Annotated in this window: 13 protein-coding genes; 5 read left to right on the top strand and 8 right to left on the bottom strand. The window is 58.6% G+C overall.

Translation table 11 applies throughout. The annotated features are described in order from the left end of the window. Positions 1-12: 12 nt before the first annotated feature. Positions 13-939, bottom strand: a complete 927-nt coding sequence (locus GNF76_RS27325) for a pyridoxal-phosphate dependent enzyme (RefSeq protein WP_155586174.1) — start codon at positions 937-939, stop codon at positions 13-15. Positions 940-975: 36 nt separating this feature from the next. After that, complete coding sequence (locus GNF76_RS27320; RefSeq protein ID WP_155586173.1) at positions 976-2379, bottom strand: sodium:solute symporter family protein; 1404 nt, start codon at positions 2377-2379, stop codon at positions 976-978. A gap of 180 nt (positions 2380-2559) precedes the next feature. Here GNF76_RS27320 and GNF76_RS27315 point away from each other — a divergent pair, with 180 nt between their 5' ends. The 4 genes from GNF76_RS27315 to GNF76_RS27300 all read left to right on the top strand — a co-directional run bounded on the left by GNF76_RS27315 (position 2560) and on the right by GNF76_RS27300 (position 7206). Next, positions 2560-3180, top strand: coding sequence for an LbetaH domain-containing protein (locus GNF76_RS27315; protein WP_155586172.1), 621 nt, complete (start codon positions 2560-2562; stop codon positions 3178-3180). A 96-nt stretch (positions 3181-3276) separates the two neighbouring features. Next, positions 3277-3795 carry a sigma-70 family RNA polymerase sigma factor gene (locus tag GNF76_RS27310; RefSeq protein ID WP_155586171.1) on the top strand — a complete coding sequence of 173 codons (519 nt, stop codon included), beginning with the start codon at positions 3277-3279 and terminating at the stop codon, positions 3793-3795. After that, positions 3792-4736 (top strand): FecR domain-containing protein, encoded by a 945-nt coding sequence (locus tag GNF76_RS27305; RefSeq protein ID WP_178123619.1) that lies wholly within the window; start codon positions 3792-3794, stop codon positions 4734-4736. The genes GNF76_RS27310 and GNF76_RS27305 overlap by 4 nt, the downstream gene beginning before the upstream one ends. A 67-nt stretch (positions 4737-4803) precedes the next feature. Further along, entirely contained in the window at positions 4804-7206 is a 2403-nt protein-coding gene (locus tag GNF76_RS27300; protein ID WP_155586169.1) for a TonB-dependent receptor, read from the top strand. Between the two features lie 75 nt (positions 7207-7281). Here the strand turns inward: GNF76_RS27300 and GNF76_RS27295 are convergent, their stop codons facing one another. Genes GNF76_RS27295 through GNF76_RS27285 form a run of 3 tightly spaced genes read right to left on the bottom strand, consistent with a single transcriptional unit; the run spans position 7282 to position 9811 of the window. After that, positions 7282-7995: an ABC transporter ATP-binding protein gene (locus tag GNF76_RS27295; protein WP_155586168.1), complete on the bottom strand. Its 714-nt coding sequence runs from the start codon at positions 7993-7995 to the stop codon at positions 7282-7284. 2 nt (positions 7996-7997) lie between these two features. After that, the gene (locus tag GNF76_RS27290) at positions 7998-8834 is read right to left on the bottom strand and encodes an ABC transporter permease (RefSeq protein ID WP_155586167.1); all 837 of its coding nucleotides are present in this window, start codon (positions 8832-8834) and stop codon (positions 7998-8000) included. Between the two features lie 11 nt (positions 8835-8845). Then, entirely contained in the window at positions 8846-9811 is a 966-nt protein-coding gene (locus GNF76_RS27285; protein ID WP_155586166.1) for an aliphatic sulfonate ABC transporter substrate-binding protein, read from the bottom strand. Positions 9812-10232: 421 nt separating this feature from the next. Between GNF76_RS27285 and GNF76_RS27280 the strand changes: the two genes are divergently transcribed. Beyond that, positions 10233-10448 (top strand): TOBE domain-containing protein, encoded by a 216-nt coding sequence (locus GNF76_RS27280; RefSeq protein ID WP_003173733.1) that lies wholly within the window; start codon positions 10233-10235, stop codon positions 10446-10448. 51 nt (positions 10449-10499) lie between these two features. Here the strand turns inward: GNF76_RS27280 and GNF76_RS27275 are convergent, their stop codons facing one another. From GNF76_RS27275 to GNF76_RS27265, 3 genes are all read right to left on the bottom strand, one after another. Continuing rightward, complete coding sequence (locus GNF76_RS27275; RefSeq protein WP_155586165.1) at positions 10500-11648, bottom strand: MalY/PatB family protein; 1149 nt, start codon at positions 11646-11648, stop codon at positions 10500-10502. Between the two features lie 161 nt (positions 11649-11809). Next, a complete protein-coding gene (locus tag GNF76_RS27270; protein ID WP_155586164.1) occupies positions 11810-17287 on the bottom strand; it encodes a hypothetical protein in 5478 nt (1825 codons plus the stop codon). A gap of 195 nt (positions 17288-17482) precedes the next feature. Further along, a complete protein-coding gene (locus tag GNF76_RS27265) occupies positions 17483-18793 on the bottom strand; it encodes an MFS transporter (RefSeq protein WP_155586163.1) in 1311 nt (436 codons plus the stop codon). Positions 18794-18961: the final 168 nt, after the last annotated feature.

Here is an 18961-nt window from a genome sequence, read left to right as displayed (position 1 = left end):
ACAGGGGGAAATCTACTTCGGTAGAGATACCGTGTTGTGCCACTGGGCGACGGTTTCGGCGCTGATACTCACCCCGCCACACACAATCACCACCACATCCTCAACCCCGGCAATCGCCGGGTGATCCAGATACGCCACCGCCAACGATACCCCGCATGCGGGCTCTACCAATTGGCGCAAATCATCGGCATAACGCGCAACGCCCATCATTGCCTCGGCATCACTGAGCACCACGCATTGATGGGCAAATTTGCCGATATGCTCCACCGGCCACGCCGCCACCTGGGTCGCTGCCAGGGACTTGGCGACCGTATCAATCTTCGCCAATCGCACCGGTTGCCCAGCCTCCACAGCGGCAGCAAACGACGCCGCGCCTGCCGTTTCACACGCGATCACCTTGCAGTCATAACGCGCATGACGTTCAAGCCCCGTCAGCACACCCGCCAGCAGCCCACCGCCGCCCACGGAGGTGACGACGGCGCCGACTTGAGGGCAGTCCTCCAGAATCTCGTCGATCATACGGCTATGGCCTTCCCACAGCAGAGAATGGTCGAAGGCCGGTACATACAGGGCATCCGGTGCTTCAGCCAATTGCAAAGCGAGTTGATTGGACTCATCCCAAAGATCACCGTGCACGATCACTTCAGCCCCGGCCTGCTGGATACGGACCCGGGTCGCTTCAGCCGTGGTGGTCGGTACCACGATCCGCGCCTGCAAGCCCAGGCCACGCGCCGCAAAGGCCGTGGCCAGTCCGGCATTGCCACCGGAAGGGCAGACCACCGTGGTCTTGCCCTGGCTCGCTGCATAGGCACACAGGGTGGTCATCCCGCGCAGCTTGAACGAGCCACAGGGTTGCAGGTTTTCCAGTTTGAGCCAGATCCGCCTGCCAGAGGTAGACAGGCCTGGGTGCAGAATCAATGGGGTGCGAATCGGCAGCATCGGGCAATTTCCTTATTGGTAGGCTGCCATCGTACATCAGCTCGTGGCTTGCACCAGTGGCTCGGCCGGCGTCTTGCGTCGTGTCACATGGCTGATGCCCATGATGATCAGCGGCGTGAACAGCGCGATGTAGGCGTTATCAATGCCCCACGGATTACCGGCGAGGAACCAGCTCACCGTCGCCACCAGGGAGGCGACGATGCTGAGGAACGCACCCGTTGCCGTGCCGAATTTCGGCGCATAAAACACCATCAATACCAAGACGGCGAGGGAGGCGCGCAGGGCTTTGCCGAGGAAGGCGATCATCAGCACCTTGTCCGAGGTCAGCGCCAAGGCAATCGGCAACAGGCCGACGGCGATGGTCGCCAGGCGCACGAAGCGCAGGGATTTGGCATCGCTTTTTTCCGGGTTGAACCAGGGCTCGTAGAAGTCCCGCAACAGCAACGTGGCCGAGCCCATGCTCACCGCCGAGATGGTACCGAACAGCGAGCCGGCCAGCCCTGCGACTACCAGCCCGGCGGTCAGTTGGTCCATGCTGGCGATCAGTGTAGGGAAGGCTTGCAGTGAGTCGACGTTGGGGAACAGCACGGCGCTGCACATGCCGATCAACGCAGCACCGATGCCGAACGGCACCATCAGGATTGCCACATAGAAACAGGCGTGTTGAGCCTTGCCCGCATGACTGACGGTGTTCACCGCCTGGATCACGTACTGGGTGGAGAAGATCGAGCCGATACCGGCAATCATCCAGGCGATGATCTGGCCCCAACCGATGGCGGTCCAGTCGAACATTCTGGCAGGCAGTTGCGCCTGCAACTGGCCGATGCCGCCCACTTGTTTGAGGCCGAACCACAGGGCCAGCCCCACACCCAGGTACTTCAGGGCGGCATGGACGAAGTTGGTGTAGATCACCGAACGCATGCCGCCAATGCTCACGTACAGCACCGAGACCACACCGACTATGACAATCGCCAGGGTCCGGTCCACTTGCATCACGCTGGCCAATACCGCGCCACCGCTGGCATAGATCGATACCGCGACGATCTCCAGGGCAAAGATGGTGATGATCGAGGTGGCGAAGCGGGTGCGTTGGCCGTAGTTACGCGCGAGCACGCCAGAGATGGTGTTGTCTCCCAACTCTTTGTACTTACGGGCCAGCAACCAGGCGAAGAGCACAAAACCCAGGGCCAGGGCGAACAGGTTCCAGGCGGCCGAGATGCCTACCTTGAAACCGGTCTGGGCGGTGCCGATGCTCACGGCGGTGCCGATGAATTCGGAGAGCATCAGAAAACCAATCAGAAACGCCGGGAAATGCCCGCCGCCGGTGGTGTAGTTGGTGGCGCTGCGCGAATGGCGGCGTACGCCATAACTGATCAACGCGAGGCTGAGCATGTACAGGCCGGTAATGGACAGGACGATCCAGGAGGAGTGGGTGGGCATCTTGATACTCTTGAAGTATTTTTATAATTGGCGCTAGTTTCCTCCCTAGGTTTTGCTCTCGTCTAATATCGAACGAGTATGGTTTGATGCTTATTAGGTATTGATCGGGCGCGGCAGGTACCCTTTCAATAATCCATATGCTAGCGTTCCGGGCTTCTCTGATCCGTAGAGGGCTCGACCTTGATTCGACTTGCCGATTACCTCCCGCACATTGCCGATTCGGCGCTGGCACCCTGGGCCGACCTGACGCCGTGGGACCTGGTCACCCAGGCGCCCGCCATTGTCCGGCAACTGTTGGCCGGGCTGCCCGCTGCCGACTACGACATTCGTGACGATATCGCCGTCCATCGCTCAGCCACAGTGGAGGCCGGCGCAATACTCAAGGGCCCGCTGATCATCGGTGCTCACTGTTTTATCGCCGCTGGCGGCTATCTGCGCGGTGGTTGTTGGGTGGATGAAGGTTGCATCTTCGGGCCCGGTGCCGAGTTGAAAACCTCGTTTGTGTTCAAGGGCAGCAAGCTGGCGCATTTCAACTTTGTCGGGGATTCGGTGCTGGGTGTCGGGGTCAATCTGGAGGCCGGCAGTATCGTCGCGAACTATCGCAACGAACGGGCGGACAAGGAGGTGCAGGTGCGCATCGATGGCCGGTTGCAGCGCACCGGGTGCGACAAGTTTGGCGCGCTATTGGGGGATCAGTGTCGGGTCGGTGCCAATGGGGTATTGGCGCCGGGCGCGGTGCTCAAACCGGGCAGTGTGGTGGGGCGTGGGCAAGTGTTTGATGGTGAAGTACAGGGCGACTGACGGGCAGGGCATTGAAAAGAATATGGTGTGCTGGCGGGATATTAAATAGAATGAATCTCATTTGAGATTAACTCGCGCCGCGCAGGTCTGTTTGCCATGAATGATGCTGTAATGCCGACGGACCTCCCTGAGCCCAGTCTCCACACCTTGTACCGTGACCATCGTAGTTGGCTGGAAAGCTGGCTGCGGCGGCGGTTGGGTAATGCCTGGGATGCGGCCGACCTGAGCCAGGATACTTTTCTGCGGGTGCTCGCCAGCGCCCAGCCGATCGCGCAATTGCAGGAGCCACGGGCCTACCTGGTGACGGTAGGCAAGCGTCTGCTGGTCAATTTTCATCAACGGCGCAGCCTCGAGCAGGCTTATCTGAATGCCTTGGCACGTTTGCCTGAAGATTGTGTGCCGTCCCCCGAACAGCGTTGGTTGCTGCTGGAAACCCTGCAAGCCCTGGATGAGCTGCTCGATGGACTGGCGTCGCCAGTCAGGCGGGCGTTTCTCTGGAGCCAACTGGAGGGCCTGGGTTATCGGGAGATTGCCGAGCGGTTGAAGGTGTCCGAGCGCACGGTAAAACGCTACATGGCCCAAGCGTATGAGCATTGTTTGCTGGTGGCGCTGTGACGGAGCCTTCTACGCAAGCACGGGAGGTTGCTCGCGCCGCCGCGCAGTGGTTGGCGTTGCTTGAGTCGGGCAATGCCAGCGAGCGTGATCATGCGGGCTTGCAGCACTGGCGGGACAGTCACTCCAGCCACGAGCAGGCGTGGCAAAAGGCGCAATTGCTGCGCCAACGCTTTGCCGAATTGCCCCAGGCCTTGGCCATGGCCAGCCTGGACCGCCCGCAACCGGGCCGGCGTGCCGTGCTCAAGCGCGCCCTGGGTGTCGCGGCCGTGGTGCCAGCGGCGTGGTTGCTCAGCCGGCAATTGCCGATCGATGCCTGGCGTGCAGACCTGCACACCGCCACGGGTGAGCGTAAACGCGTGCAACTGGCCGAGGGCGCTCTCCTGCAGCTCAATACGGCCAGTGCAGTGGATGTTGATTGGGCACAACGACGGCTGACGCTGGTGGAGGGTGAGCTGGCGTTGAAGGTGCCGGGTGACGCGACGTTGATGGTGCAGACGCGTTACGGGCAAGTCAGTGTCGGTGAAGCGGATGTCGGTGTGCGCCAACTGTCTTCCGGTTGCCGGGTGTCGGTCTACAAAGGTGCGGTGCGGGTGCGCGATTTACGTGGGCAAGACTCGATTGTGCAAGCCGGGCAACAAGCGCACCTGCTGACCACGGGCCTGGGTGTGATGACGCTGTTCGACACGCAGCAACTGGGCTGGCAGGACGGTGTCCTGACGGCACAGGACCAACCACTGGGGGACTTCCTGCGTGAGCTTGAGCGTTATCGCCCGGGTGTATTGCGTTGGGATCCGGCCCTTGAACCGTTGCGGGTGACCGGCAGTTTTCGCCTGGAAGACACGGATCGCATTCTTGCCTTGCTGGCTTCGACCCTGCCGTTGCAAGTGCAGTCGCGTACGCGCTATTGGGTGACGTTGATGCCGAGTAAAAAACTTGCCTGAGGGCTGTCCCTTTTTTTCACCTCGCCTGTCATCCAAGGCAAGTGAACGAAAACAGAGAGCCTCTTCAATGCCCGTCGTCCCGCCATCGCCGTTGCGCCCGTTGTGGCGCTTGAGTCTGCTGCTGAGCCTGAGTGCCAGCCCGTTATTTGTTGCTGTGAGCTGGGCCGAGGACGCGGCCCGACGCAGCTATGAGGTGCCGGCCGGCAACCTGGGCACTGCCTTGACCCGGTTTGCCGGGTTGGCCGGGGTTAACCTGTCGGTGGACCCCGCCCTGGTCAGCGGCCATAACAGTGCTGGCATCTCCGGCGAGTTTGCGGTGGAAGAGGGGTTTGCCCGGTTGCTCCAGGGTTCCGGCTTGCAATTGCAGGTGCTGGGGGATCGTGCCTACACCCTGGTCCCGGCTCCGCAAAGCGGCACCTACCAACTGCCCGCCACGTCGATTCTCGGTGTTGGCAACACGCCGGTGGCTGAAACCTACGCCGGCGATCAAGTCACCCGCAAAGGCGCCCAGGGCATGTTGGGCGAGGCCGACTTCCTGGACACGCCCTTCAACCAGACGTCCTATACCGCCAAGGCCGTGAAAAACCTGCAGGCGCGGACCCTCGGCGAGATGGTTGCCAGCGATCCTTCGGTGCGTATCACCAACCCGGCAGGCGGGCGTTTCGAGCAGTTTTCCGTGCGCGGTTTCAGTCTGTTCAACAGTGATGTGTCCTATGGCGGCCTGTACGGCGTGCTGCCGACCTACGCCATTGACATGGAAATGGTTGAGCGCGTCGACATCCTCAAAGGCCCGGGTGCCTTGCTCGGCGGCATCGCGCCCCGGGGCAGCGTTGGCGGTACGATCAATATTGAACCCAAGCGCGCCACCGACGCGCCAATCACCGAATTCACCGGCAGCTATGCGTCGGCGGGGCAGTTCGGTGGCGCAGTCGACATTGGCCGGCGCTTTGGTGACGAGCAGGAGTTTGGCGTGCGTTTCAACGGCGTGAAACAGTCCGGTGATACCGAGTGGGACCACCAGAGTGTTGATCGGGAAATGGCCGTGATCGGCCTGGATTTTCGCAAGGAACGGGTGCGCTTGTCCCTTGACCTCGGTCGCCAGGAACGCACCGCCGATGCCCCTCAGGAACGGGTCGAGATCGCCAAGGGCAGCGTGATGCCAAAGGCCGAGGACATTCGCCGCAACTTCGCCCAGGCCTGGACCTATGCCCATACCAAGGACACCTTTGGTGCGGTGCGCGGTGAGTTTGATGTCAACGATTCGCTGATGGTCTATGCCTCGGCGGGGGCGCGCAAAGGTAACTATGACTTCCTGCGCCATGGGGTGCAGAGCACCCAGAGCAACGGTGATTTCACGGTTGTACCGCGCAGTTTTCGCCGTGATGAAGAGGTCAAGACCATTACCGTCGGCGCTCGCAGCTGGTTCAGCACCGGGCCGGTGGGGCATACGATTAACGTCAGCCTGAACCGCTTCAACATGGATTTCGACAATGCTGGCGAGCGCTACACTCCAGGCAAAAGCAACCTCTACAACCCAATTGTATTGCCCAAGCCCGGCAAGGCGGTGCGCTTCGATACCAGCACCCACACCGAAGACCGCTTCACCAGCCTGGCGCTGGCGGACACCTTGAGTTTTCTCGATGAGCGCGTGTTGTTGACCTTGGGCGCACGTTTGCAAAAGGTCGAGGTGACGTCGTGGAGCAACGGGGTGAAGGACCAGCCGGAATACGATGAGCAAGCACTGTCGCCTGCCCTGGGGCTGGTGGTGAAGCTCACCGATCAGTTCTCGCTCTACAGCAACTACATGGAAGGTTTGAGTCAGGGCGAGACGGCCCCGTCCAGCGGGGTCAATAATGAAAACGCGATCTTCCCACCGACCAAAAGCAAGCAGGTGGAAGTGGGTGCCAAGTACGACATGGGCAGCTTCGGGATGACCGCCAGTGTGTTCCGCATCAAGCAACCGGCGTACGGCATCGACGCACAGAACAACTTCAAGCCCAACGGTGAATTGCGTAACCAGGGCGTGGAGTTGAGCGTATTCGGCGAGCCGGTTGAGCATGTGCGCTTGCTCGGTGGCGTGATGTTGCTGGACAGTGAGCAAACCAAGACGGCCCAGGGTCTGACCGATGGCAAGCGCGGAACCGGTTCGCCCATCTCCAACATCAACCTTGGCGCAGAGTGGGACATCGAACGCCTGCATGGCCTGACCCTTACCGCGCGCGCCATTCACACCGGCTCCCAGTACCTGGACCCGGCCAACGAACAGAAGATCGACAGCTGGAACCGCTACGACCTCGGGGCGCGCTACGCCTTCAAACTGGACGACAAGCAGATCACCCTGCGTGCCACCGTGGAGAACGTGTTGAACACCACGTATTGGGCTTCGGCGGCCACTTCGTCCGACAGCGCCCCGGGGTTGACCTTGTCGACGCCGCGCACTTGGCTGGTGTCGGCGACGGTGGGGTTCTGACCGTTTAATGTTTTGGCGAAGGGTTTGTTGTGGCGAGGGGACAAGCCCTCTCGCCACAGGTGTTTTGTCGGCTCACTAAATCACATGCGCCCGCTGCAACTCGGTCAAGCTCAGCACCTTGAGTTGCGCCAGCAGCGGGTCGCGCCTGTCCCTCGGATGCGCCAGATCCACTGCCAGTTCCTGGCGAATGCTGCTGGGCCGGTTATCCATCACCAGCACCCGATCACTCAGGTACAGCGCTTCATCCACATCGTGTGTCACCAGCAACAGGGCGATGGCGTGGTGTTTGGCCAGTTGCAGCAACAGGTCTTGCAGCTTCATCCGGGTGAAGGCATCCACCGCGCTGAAGGGTTCGTCCAGCAGCAGAACGTGCGGGCGTGAGTACAGGCCGCGAGCGATGGCGACGCGCTGGGCCATACCGCCGGACAGGGCCTTGGGCAAGGCCTGGGCGAAGCCGCTGAGGCCGACTTCGTCGATCAGTTGTGTTACCCAGGCTTTGTCATAGTGCTGATCGTCACTGAAGCCGATGTTCTGTTCGACGGTCAGCCATGGCATCAAGCGCGGCTCTTGAAAGACGAACGCCACTTCACCGCCCGTGCGAAGTAACTCGCCTTGAAAGTCCTTCTCCAGGCCGGCGATGATCCGCAGCAAGGTACTTTTGCCACAACCACTAGGGCCCAGCAGGCTCACGGTTTCCCGTGGCTGCAAGGTCAGGTGGATGTTGGTCAGTACAGTGGTGCTGGCGAAGCTTTTACGCTCCACATGAATATCCAGTAGCGGTTCGCTCATGGTCAGTTTCCTGCGCCTTGGCCGTTGAAGGTGTCACGCCAGGCCAGGCAGCGTTTTTCCAGGGCGGCCAGCAGACCGTCGCTGATCTTGCCCAGTAGGGCGAGGACGATGATCGCGGCCAGCACGATGTCTGGTCGTGAGGTTTCCCGACCGTCGCTGAGCAGATAACCCAAGCCTTTGGTGGCGGCGATCAGTTCGGCTGCCACCAGGAACATCCAGGCCAGGCTCAGGCCGCTGCGCAATCCGGTGAACAGGCCGGGCAGGGCGGCGGGCAAGAGAATTCGTCGCACCAGGCGCCGGCGGTTGAAGCCATACATCTGCCCGACTTCCACCAGCTTGCGGTCGATGTCGCGAATCGCCGCCACGCCATTGAGGTACACCGGAAAGAACGCGCCGATGGCGATCAGCACGATTTTCGAGGTTTCATCGATCCCCAGCCACAGCAACAACAAGGGTACCCAAGCCAGGCTCGGGATCGAGCGCAAGCCCGCAAAGGTAGGTTCCAGGTACGCCTCGGCTTCGCGGCTCAAACCGACCCAGGCAGCGAACACCAGGGCCAGGCTGGCGCCGATGGCGAACCCGAACCCAACCCGCAACAGGCTGGCGCTGATGTGCTTCCACAAGGCGCCTTGGGCAAGGTCGGCGAGAGTGACGGCGATCTCGCTGGGCGCCGGCATCTGGTAGGACGGCAGCCAGCCGATCCGTACGATCACCTCCAGCAGCATGATGATCAGCACCGGCAAGGCCAGGCCCTTGAGGCGGCGCGGCCAGGTACTGCGGCTGGCAGGCGACGGGATCAGGGCCAAGTCGATGGGCAGGGATTTGATTTTGCTGGTCATGACTGGCTCCCTTATGGATGCGCCAGCGCTTGGCCGAATGAGCGGTCGATCAATTCGTCGATCACCTGATCGACATTGACCCCACGACGGACCAGTTCTTCGGATATCAGAATCGGTGCGGCCGCTTTTGACGAAACAACGTCCTGGGCGGTCAACAACGGGCTGCTCAAGTCAGTGCGCGACAGTTGCAGCCTGGCCACTTCCAGGGGCAGGCCGGACTCATCGGCCAGCAGTTTCGCCAACTCATCGGGGTGTTTCACTGACCAGTTCCGGGCCTTTTCATAGGCGCCCAACACCGTGGCGATGGTCTGCGGATGCTCCTTGGCATAGCGCTCGGTCACGCTGATCACGCCGTAACTGTTGAAATCCTTGTTGCGATACAGCAGGCGCGAACCGGCCTGGATCTCACTGGCCGCCATGTGCGGGTCGAGGCCGGCCCAGGCATCGACATCACCTTTCTCCAGCGCGGTGCGACCGTCCGGGTGCTGCAAGTGCACCAACTCCACGTCGTCCTTGGTCAGCCCGGCCTTTTGCAGGCTGCGCAGGGTAAACAGATACGGGTCGGTGCCCTTGGTGGCGGCGATCTTTTTGCCTTTGAGGTCAGCGATGCTTTGGTACGTCGAGTCCTTGCGCACCACCAGGGCTGTCCACTCGGCGCGGCTGTACACGTAGATCGATTTGATCGGGCTGCCATTGGCCCGGCTTAACACCGCAGACAGGCTGGCGGAAGAGGCGAAATCGACACCGCCGCTGTTGAGGTACTCCAGGGAGCGGTTGCTGCCCTGGCTCAACACCCAGCCGACCTTGGTTTGCGGCAGGGCCTGTTCCAGCCAGCCGAAATGCTTGAGCACCAGGCTGACGGGGGAGTAATAGGCGTAGTCCAGATGGACTTCGGCAGGTGCGGTTTCAGCGGCCTGGGATTGCAGGCTGAAGGCAAGGGCGCAGGCGCCCAGGAACAGGTTGGCGAAAGGCTTCATGGAACGGCTCCGGACAAGGCGGGGAGAGAGAAGGCAGTCTTATATTCAGAAGAATAAGTCGGCATGTTCCATCATGCATTTAGGGAATATGCAGTCTCTGTGCCATTGGATACGCAGGTGTCATGAACAGGTTCAAACATCCATGCGTAGCAGCTGTCGAGCCCCGGCGAGGCTGCGTATGCGGTACATCAGACACACCGCATACGCAGCCTCGCCGGGTTCGACAGCTGCTACGGGGAGGTGGGGAAGTCGGGCACTTTGTTGAATGAGTGTTGGCCAGGCAACAGTGGTGAGATTGAATGCATATGTTTTTATGGAATAAATAAAGAGTTATATATTCCTTTTAATGTTTTTGCGGAGCGTGCATTTTGAACGCCTGCGCATTCGTGCGGATTGACCCATCAGCTAAAGGAAAGCCGACATGACCATTAAAGCGATCAACGTGCGCAATCAGTTCAAAGGCGTGATCAAGGAAATCCTGCTGGGTGAAGTGGTGTCCGAGATTGACGTGCAAACGGCGTCCGGCATCGTCACTTCAGTGATTACTACGCGCTCGGTGCGGGATCTGGAATTGAAGGTGGGCAGCGAGGTGATTGCGTTTGTGAAGTCGACTGAAGTCTCCATCGCCAAGTTGTGAACCCCACCAACGGTGGGAGAGGCGTATCGCCGCTCCCACACTGATTGACGTCTACACGCCCTGAAGGCTGCGCTCCATGCGCTGCAAACCTTCTTCAAGCATCGACCTTGGGCAACCGAAGTTCAGGCGCACGAATTGCTGGCTGTCATCGCCAAACTCCAGACCGGCGCTGAGGCCGACCTTGGCCTGTTGCAGAAAGAACTGCTGCGGATCATCCAGGCCCAGGGCGCTGCAATCCAGCCACGCCAGGTACGTGCCTTGCGGGGCATGCATCACGATCCCCGGCAGGCGGGTTTGCACCGCGTTCAACAGGTAATCCCGGTTGGCTTGCAGGTACTTGACCAACGCCTCCAGCCATTCCCCGCATTGGCTGTAGGCCGCTCGCGTAGCTTCCAGGCCCAACGGGCTGACGCTGTCGACCATGCCGCAGCGGGCATGATTGAAGCGTTCGCGAATGGCCGGGTCCTGGATCACCGCAAAGCAGGTTTTCAGCCCGGCGATGTTATAGGCCTTGCTCGCCGACATCAGGGTGATGGTGCGCTGGGCGATCTCGGGGCTGAGGCTTGCTGTGGGGATATGCCGGCGGCCGTCAAAGCACAACTCGGCATGGATTTCATCGGAGATGATCAGCGCGCCCTGGTCCAGGCACGCGGTGGCTACCGCCAACAATTCTTCTCGAGGGAAGACCTTGCCGATCGGGTTGTGGGGGTTGCTCAACAGCAGCGCACCGGCACCGGCCAGCGCCTGACGCAGGGCCGGCAAGGGCGTGAAGTATTCCCCTTCGGCGCTGAGTTCGAACGGCACCTCGATCTTCGGTAGGTTCCAATGGCCGGGTGCCAAGCGCAACGGACGATAGTTGGGGGTTTGCAACACCACCGGCTGCCCGGGTTGAACAAAGGCGTGCAGAGCCATGTTGAAGCCCGGCTCTACACCGGGCAAAAACAGCAGTTCATCAGGCTGTACACGCCAGGCGTACTTGGCCCACAGATCGTCCACGATGGCCTCGCGTACCTTGTTGCACGCCACACTGTAGCCGAGGATTTGCTGGTCCAGGCGCTGGTGCAATGCCTCAAGGACCGCCGGTGGCGCAGCGATGTCCATGTCGGCAATCCACATCGGCAGGACGTCTTGCGGGTAGCGACTCCACTTGGTGCTGCCGGTGCCGAGGCGGGAGTGGATCGTATCGAAATTAAAGTGCATGGGGGCTCGTGTCAGTGAGGCTGTCGGAGTGGGGTAGATTCTAACGACTTCCGGCGTTGGCACCATGGGTGATTGGAATTAGCCGAAAGCGCTCTGCTCAAAACGCTTTCGGCGAGAGGGGCTTAGTCAAAATGGCTCACCGCGAATTGACCGGAGTTACCCTAAGTAAAGTCTTCGTAATCACCGAAATCAGTATTGTTGTTGATGGCATCTTGTTCAGCACGCTGGGCACTCGCGACCCGTTTGTTGTGCTGTTCGATTTCAGCCTTTGTCACTGGTCGCGGGGTTTTGGCGGTAGAAGGTTGAACAACCCCTTCGGCAGAAAATTTCACGGGTTTGTATCTGGGATCCGGGTAGTACTTCATGACGCCGTTATCCATTACGCCTATCTCAACGTACTTGTTTTCTACTTTTCGTGTAGCACCCAGAAACCGATCGTCCAGATAATCTCTGCGAGCAGCCCTGTTGGGGAAATTATCCAGATGCATGGATTCCACATTAGGGTGCACATACATTGTTCCTTCATAGCCTTTCACCGGTTTTTTCGTGAGTTTTGCAAACTCCGCAGCAAATGAATTGGTGCCGCCGTTAGCAGAGTGGCAAACGGTCAGGCGTATTTCGTCATAGTCTTCAATCTTTACCTTACAACTTTTTAAATGCGCTAAAAATTCATTGGGCGTCAGGTTCTTACCGTTAACCAAAATGGCTGTGGAATCATAGCCTGGAAATAGAACGCCATGAGCATCCAGAGTGAGACGCTTGGCTCCGCCATGAAGATCCTCAAATAACACAAGACCTTCATCCAATACCTTGATGTTTTTAATCTCGCCGCCCATTGCGATGCTGTTGGGATTAAACAAAGCCAGTGGTTTTCCATAGGGGGCCTTGTTCACCAGACTATAGGGGTACCATTTGCCCTTGAAGAAAACGGCGGTCCCTTCGAACACTTCGTCCATGACCTTGAACGTGCCGGTGGCGGCAGCATCGAAGCGTTTGCTGGCTGCCACCAAATCATGATTATTCATTGACCCAAGCAATCGTCTGGAACCTGTCAGGTCACCGATAGCTCCCCCCATTTTTGAAGCCAGCCGGCCTCCCAGAGAGAGCGCCTTTTGGCCACCTCTCACAATCAGTCGACCCAGGTCATCAATACCGCCCAAGGGGTTGAGGGCACTGAGCGTCAGTCGGCCGATGACCCTTGCCCCCAGGAGCGCGCGCGCGGCTCTCGAGGCACCGGCGGCGGCTTTGGCGCCAATGGAAGCACCTCCAGTCGCAAACGTCATGACAAGGCCCAGGATATCCAGGCCCAAGTCGACGAGACCGTCGCCAATCTTGCCTTGTTGAAAATTGACAATCGCCGACCTGAGTGGAATGAGGTTCATCACCGTTTCATGCAGGAACTTGGCGGTGTTGAATTCGGTATCGAAGGTTGTCACACCTTTTGCCTGGGTTTGCAGCCTGTCGACAGCGGCGTCCTGGATCGCGGTACCGGCAATATAAGCAGTTCTGTCGCTGAAGTAACTCTTGGGTGTGGTGTCGGTGTTGGCTTGTTCCAGGAGCAGAGTCCGCAGTGCATTTGAGGGGGCAAGGGGCTGCATGTATTCAGTGTCGACTTCGTACTCGCTAACAATTCCGGCCTTGACATCATTAAGATCACGCCGATGGCGGAAGCCGGCCTCTTTCAAGTCAAATTCAAACGTCTTGGATACTCCGTCGAGCGTGGTTTTTATGATGAGGCGGTCCGGGTCTGGCTTATAGGTATAAGTGGGGGCCGCTGAGATACCAAGACCCTTGTTTTTGTGGGCATCAGTTACTTTAAATAGCTCCAGCTTTCCAAACTCAATGCGCTTGCGGTCATCCAGGGGCATCTGTGAAATCAGATGCTTTACGACAGTTGGCAAGTGTTGTTTAAGCTTGGGCCTGTAGGTGGAGAAGGCTTGATCGAATTTACTGGTTATGTTGGGAAGCTCCCGCTGCCGGGCGAGCAGGTTGCCGATGTCGACCTTGCTGTTAGAAGACACCCAGTAGTTCAGCTTCAAGCGATCACTCGTGTTGGACCCTGTACCCAGCGTTCCGTTTACAACGGTGTCTGCAGGTTTGAGACTACCGGCAGGCGGCCCCAGTTTGTCCGCCATATACAGATCCAGAAACGAGTAAGGCCCCTTATAGTCCCGATGAGGTGAGGCCACATTGATGCATTTTTCTTCGAACGGTATCTGATCACCGAAGACCCTTTTCAGCTCGGCCAATGCCATGGTCTTTCGATTCGGCATGTCGATATGCAGGATCGTAGACGCGGCTTTCAACTCGGTGATTTGGTTGTTAAACGCGTTGAGAACGGTATTCAGTTGCTCGTCGGTATACTCGTCCTGAGCGTTAACCGTCAGAAGGCCTTGGGCGACCCCCCAATCCTTCAATGCCGATTTTCTGGCCGCTTGCTCGGTGCCTTGTGCCGACAGGGTAATTGGGGCCAAGTCTGCGTAAGCCATTATTTGGGCAAACGTCATTTTCGCTGAGGCACCCGGTGCTTGCGCCTCGACGCGGGCGACGGCTGTCGTAAAGGTGACCCAGGTATGTGAACCCATGGTGACGGTTTTGGGAATATCTTTAACCAGTAACGCCGGGGCCTTGCGTGACAACAGTAAGACTGCGGCTGCGTAGGCCATGTCCCGAGTGATTCTGCGACTGTTGACCAGATGATCGGTCAGGCCCTTGACCAAGACAGAGGGGGGAGTGCTCCAGTACATGCTATCGGTCAGGTCAAAACCCGCAACGGTTGTTCTTGTCGGGGAGGCCGGGCGTTCAAGGTCGACACTGAGCGCCGCGAGGACCAGGTCATTGGCACTCGATGGGGAGGCGATGCCTTTATATTCATTTTGAAGGGCTATTCCCAGCGCCTTGGCGCCAGGTGTGTCGAGCACTTGGTTGAGCCATTTTCGGGCGTTGTCCAACGTTATTTCGAGACTGCCATGAGGGGGGGTAAGCGTTGAGCCCAGGCTACCGAGCAATCCTTTCGAGGGGTCGTAATCCTTGGATAGTTTCAGGGAGGCTTCCAGCCCGGCGCGAGCTTTATCATCTAGAGGGATAGGCCAGGACAGGGCACCACCGAAATTGCCATGCAAAGCAGAGGTCAATGGATGGCGCTTGAGATGGCTGACCAGATTGATCAGTTCTTCAGTGTTTTGTGGTTGAAGCCAGCCATTCGTATGGATGAACTGTTCCAGGCTGACGGACTTCGGAGCCGAAGCCAGCGCTGAAGACAGGAAAGAATCGGGTACAAGTGTGATCATGGTGGTTTTCAGCGCATTGGCCAGCGCTTGTTTGAGCTTGGTGTCCACTTGCGTTGCTTGAAGATGCTGAGGGTCATTGGCCGCCAATTCGGCTCGCGCGTTCAAGGCTGTAGCAAGCTCAGTTTGAGTGTCGCTGATGGTGCTTAACTGACGGGTCAGGGAATGTTCATTCAGAATGACGCCCAAGCGTCTCTGTGCCACCTCAAGGGCTGTTTCCGATCTTGACGGGGAGGCTGCATATGAAGAGCGATTTTGCAGGGCGGGAAAGGCCTTGGTCTTGCCAAGTATCGCAACCCGTTGCGCCAAGTTGGCCTCTGACCACCCAGGTGGCTCATCGTAAAAAGCCGCTATCTCTTCGAGAGTGGCGTCTTCGGGGCTGTCGGACAGCGACAGTTGCGAAACCAGTATCCGGTCGGCGGCGGCGCAGATCAGCGGCCAGGTCGCCGGCAACGATTCTGAGGCTGGGTCGCCAAACACTTTAGGCGTGCCGTTGACATAGCATTTCAGTTCGCCGTCATCGGTGATCTTGATTGGCTTGGACAAGTCCACTTGGTTAAGGCTTGCCCAGCTTTTGAACTCCGCATTATTGAGCAGCGAGTGAAGGTGAGCCTTCCATTGCCCGAGTGCTGAGTGCCGTGGAATGTTTTTGACAACGTGTTGAAGATCGGTAGGGGTTTTGCTTTCTGCATATTCGTCCAACTCATTTGCGTAAAGCTGTGCCAACTCACTGTCACCGACTTCTCGCAGAGTACCGTCAGTCAGCTCGATGGAGCCCAACCGCTCGGACAGCGCGATAACAGTTTGCCTGTCGATCGGCAGGGGCCACCCGTTCGCTTTTATGAAGTCTGCGACACTTGCGGTCTCGTCAGCATTCACCGTCCGTTGGCTATACGTGCTGTCTGGATCTATAGGGATGCGTTGCGCCGTTAACCCGGTCAACAGCGAACTGATAGAGTGAGTTGATTTCGCGTCAGGGCTCAGAAGGGCGGCTATGGAATCGAGCGCTTTGATCAATGCTCGTTGATTGGCTATGTTGCCAAGAGCGACTTTGGCAGTCGCCAGGGTTGCCTCGTTGCGGGGGTCGGCAGGGCTCAGTGTCAATGCGCCCTTGGTACTGCTCAAGAGAGTATCCAGGGTTTCGTAAGAGCCCCTATGACCGAGCTCGTTATGACGATAAAAGTGACTCACTTCATACAGGGGGGCGATGCTCTCCCAGCCATCTTTCATCTGATAACGATCTACCCCCAGCGCTTTGGCAGCATTCATCAACAAACGCCACCACTGTGGCGGATTTTGGATGAAGGTATACAGCACCGTTTCGCCATTCTCGTCATACATGATCCCCCCTGCACCTCCGGACTCTCTGGGGTCGACCACAAACGTCTTGGTCAGGTCAATCCCTTCCTTGGCGGCCCAGTCCTTGACGTCTGTCGTATCGAGGATCTTTTTGAAGTGGGCCCGCCATTGTCCGAACAGTGAGTCTTTCGGGATATTTTCAAGTGTTTGAAAACCGGGATAATTGTTTGGGTAACTTAACATCTTCTGATGAAACAGCACGGCCAGGGCGCTGTTCCCGGCAAGATGGGGGTTAACCGGCGGCGTTGACAAGGAGGCGCTTTGAGTTTCGTCCGGGGTGTTAGCTGTGCGCTTAATGAACGTTTCCAGCGCCTGTTTCTGGATGTTGAGATGATCTTCACCGCGTGGATCGTCCAGCTTCAGGTTGAGCGTGCCCCCGTTGTTTTCCAGGTCGAGGGCGCGCTGTTCCAGTCCCGCTTTGGTCGGGTGTGAGGTCCAGTCATTGCCATGGAATAGACCCACTTCACGCACGGTGACCCGATTAATATCGGGGTGGACACCAATAGAGTTTCTGCCGGGTGCCAGCACCTTGGCTGCCGCCAATAGTAAGTTCCACTCCTTCGGATTTGCCCTTCTCGCCTCCAATCCAAAGACAGACGTTGCGCTTCCGTCTGCCTTGTGCTGAAGGACGCGGGCGTTCGATGGGTAAATACTAAAGCCCTGTGATAAATCGAATCCGTTTGCGACAAGCCATGAGTTCAAGGCAGGAAGCTGCAATACATTGTGCAAGTGAGCTCGCCACTGACCGAAGAGTGACGCCGGTGGGATACCGGGCATCACGTCAGCCAGAGGGAGCGTGGAAGGCAGTTCGTTTGCGTATTTGCGCAGTGCTGTGGCGTAAGTCGTTGCGAGGTCTTTGTCGGCTTGGGTCCGGGGCGTCAGAGCGTTCGTCTCTGAGGCACGCTGAGAGTCTGTTTCTTCCAGCTGCATATCCCTCAACATGGCAGCAGCAGGTTGTGGTGCGATATTGCGTAAGGTGTCGACGCTTCTCATGGGGAGGCTTCTCGCGTTACCGAAATAGTTGCCCTCAACAGGGGTCTTGTTGAGTGGCTACTGAGGCGAGGAGATTCCAGCGTTTGTGGAGGTTGTTATGTGAATGGATGCTACCCCGTCACTCACCAGAGCCACGGGGTATTTTTCCAGGCGTTACCGGATGACTTTTTACCGACTTGGCAAGACGAACAAGGCTCAACGATTCACCAGTTTCGCCGGCAGGGCGATCACCAGGAAGCTGCTGAAAATCAGGCAACCGGCGAAAAACCACAGGGCGCCGGCACTGCTGCCGGTGACGTCGATTGCGACCCCCATCAACGAGTTGCTCACCAGGCCCGCGATGTTCGCCACGGAGCAGGCCAAGGCGAAGCCGGTAGCGGCGGCGGTGCCTTTGAGAAAGGTCGCCGGCAGGCTGAAAAATACCGGCACCGCACCAATGATTGCCGCCGAGGCGATCGCAAACAGGGCCACGGTGGCAACTACGTTGTGGGTGAAGAACGTGCTGGTGGCCATGGCGGCGGCGCCTACAAAGAACGGCACGATGATGTGCCAGCGTCGCTCGCGGTGCTTGTCGGAACTGGCGCCGATCAGCAGCATGCCGAGTAACGCGGCAACGCTTGGCAGGGCGGTGAGGATACCGATGTGGAAGGTGTCGATGATCCCGGCGTTGCGGATGAAGGTCGGCATCCAGAAGCCCATGGCGTAGGCACTGAGCAGGATCGAGAAGTCGATGCCGCCGAGCATCCACACCTTGAGGTTGAAGAAGCCGTCACGGAAGCTGTGCTGGCTGCCGGCACCGTCGGCGTCGTCTTTGCGCAGCTCGCTTTCCAGCAAGGACTTTTCTTGCGGCGAAAGCCATTTGGCTTGTTGGTAGTTGTTGGGCAGTGCCCAGAAGGTCCAGATGCCGAGCAACACGCTGGGCACTGCTTCGATCAGGAACAGCCACTGCCAGCCACGCAGCCCGCCCATATGGTCGAAGTGGCCCATGATCCACCCGGACAATGGCCCGCCAATCACGCTGGATAGCGGCAGGCCGATCATGAACAGCGCGATGATCCGGCCCCGGCGGTAGGTGGGGAACCACGTGGTCAGGTAATACAGCACTCCCGGCAGGAACCCGGCCTCGGCGGCGCCGAGCAGGAAACGCAGGATGTAGAACTGGGTGGTGGAGGTGACCAGCATGGTGCAGGCCGAGAGCAGGCCCCAGGTGATCATGATGCGGGCGATCCAGATCTTTGCGCCGACCTTCTCCAGCACCAGGTTGCTCGGCACTTCGAAGAGGATGTAGCCGACAAAGAACAGGCCGGCGCCGAGGCCGAAGGCAGTTTCGCTGAACTGCAACTGGTCGAGCATTTGCAGTTTGGCGAAGCCGATATTGATCCGGTCCAGGTACGCGGCCAGGTAGCAGAAACACAGGAAGGGAATCAGTTTCCAGGTGATCTTGTGGTAAAGCGCGTGGATCGGGTCGGCGAGGGTGGTCGCCGGTGCTGCATTCGCAATGGGCATGGGTGTCTCCTGGCGGTGACTTATGGTTTTTATACAGCCGCTTTTTCAGCACTTCGGCGTGCTGTATCAGCGACGTCCAAAGGCAGTGTCAGAAGACTGAGTTGGCCCTGCTGGAGGCGATCCATGCAGGAGCTGGCTCCCACACAAACCAACTCCCACATTTGAATG

The sequence above is a fragment of the Pseudomonas spelaei genome (genome assembly GCF_009724245.1).
Classification (GTDB): Bacteria; Pseudomonadota; Gammaproteobacteria; order Pseudomonadales; family Pseudomonadaceae; genus Aquipseudomonas; species Aquipseudomonas spelaei.
Note: the sequence above shows the minus strand (reverse complement) of the source record. Positions and strands in the feature narration are given on the sequence as shown.

Bases quoted from the DNA above. Each gene is read 5' to 3' on its own strand.
- GNF76_RS27325 (WP_155586174.1), bottom strand. From the start codon at position 939: ATGCTGCCGATTCGCACCCCATTGATTCTGCACCCAGGCCTGTCTACC.
- GNF76_RS27320 (WP_155586173.1), bottom strand. From the start codon at position 2,379: ATGCCCACCCACTCCTCCTGGATCGTCCTGTCCATTACCGGCCTGTAC.
- GNF76_RS27310 (WP_155586171.1), top strand. From the start codon at position 3,277: ATGAATGATGCTGTAATGCCGACGGACCTCCCTGAGCCCAGTCTCCAC.
- GNF76_RS27300 (WP_155586169.1), top strand. From the start codon at position 4,804: ATGCCCGTCGTCCCGCCATCGCCGTTGCGCCCGTTGTGGCGCTTGAGT.
- GNF76_RS27295 (WP_155586168.1), bottom strand. From the start codon at position 7,995: ATGAGCGAACCGCTACTGGATATTCATGTGGAGCGTAAAAGCTTCGCC.
- GNF76_RS27290 (WP_155586167.1), bottom strand. From the start codon at position 8,834: ATGACCAGCAAAATCAAATCCCTGCCCATCGACTTGGCCCTGATCCCG.
- GNF76_RS27285 (WP_155586166.1), bottom strand. From the start codon at position 9,811: ATGAAGCCTTTCGCCAACCTGTTCCTGGGCGCCTGCGCCCTTGCCTTC.
- GNF76_RS27280 (WP_003173733.1), top strand. From the start codon at position 10,233: ATGACCATTAAAGCGATCAACGTGCGCAATCAGTTCAAAGGCGTGATC.
- GNF76_RS27275 (WP_155586165.1), bottom strand. From the start codon at position 11,648: ATGCACTTTAATTTCGATACGATCCACTCCCGCCTCGGCACCGGCAGC.
- GNF76_RS27270 (WP_155586164.1), bottom strand. From the start codon at position 17,287: ATGAGAAGCGTCGACACCTTACGCAATATCGCACCACAACCTGCTGCT.
- GNF76_RS27265 (WP_155586163.1), bottom strand. From the start codon at position 18,793: ATGCCCATTGCGAATGCAGCACCGGCGACCACCCTCGCCGACCCGATC.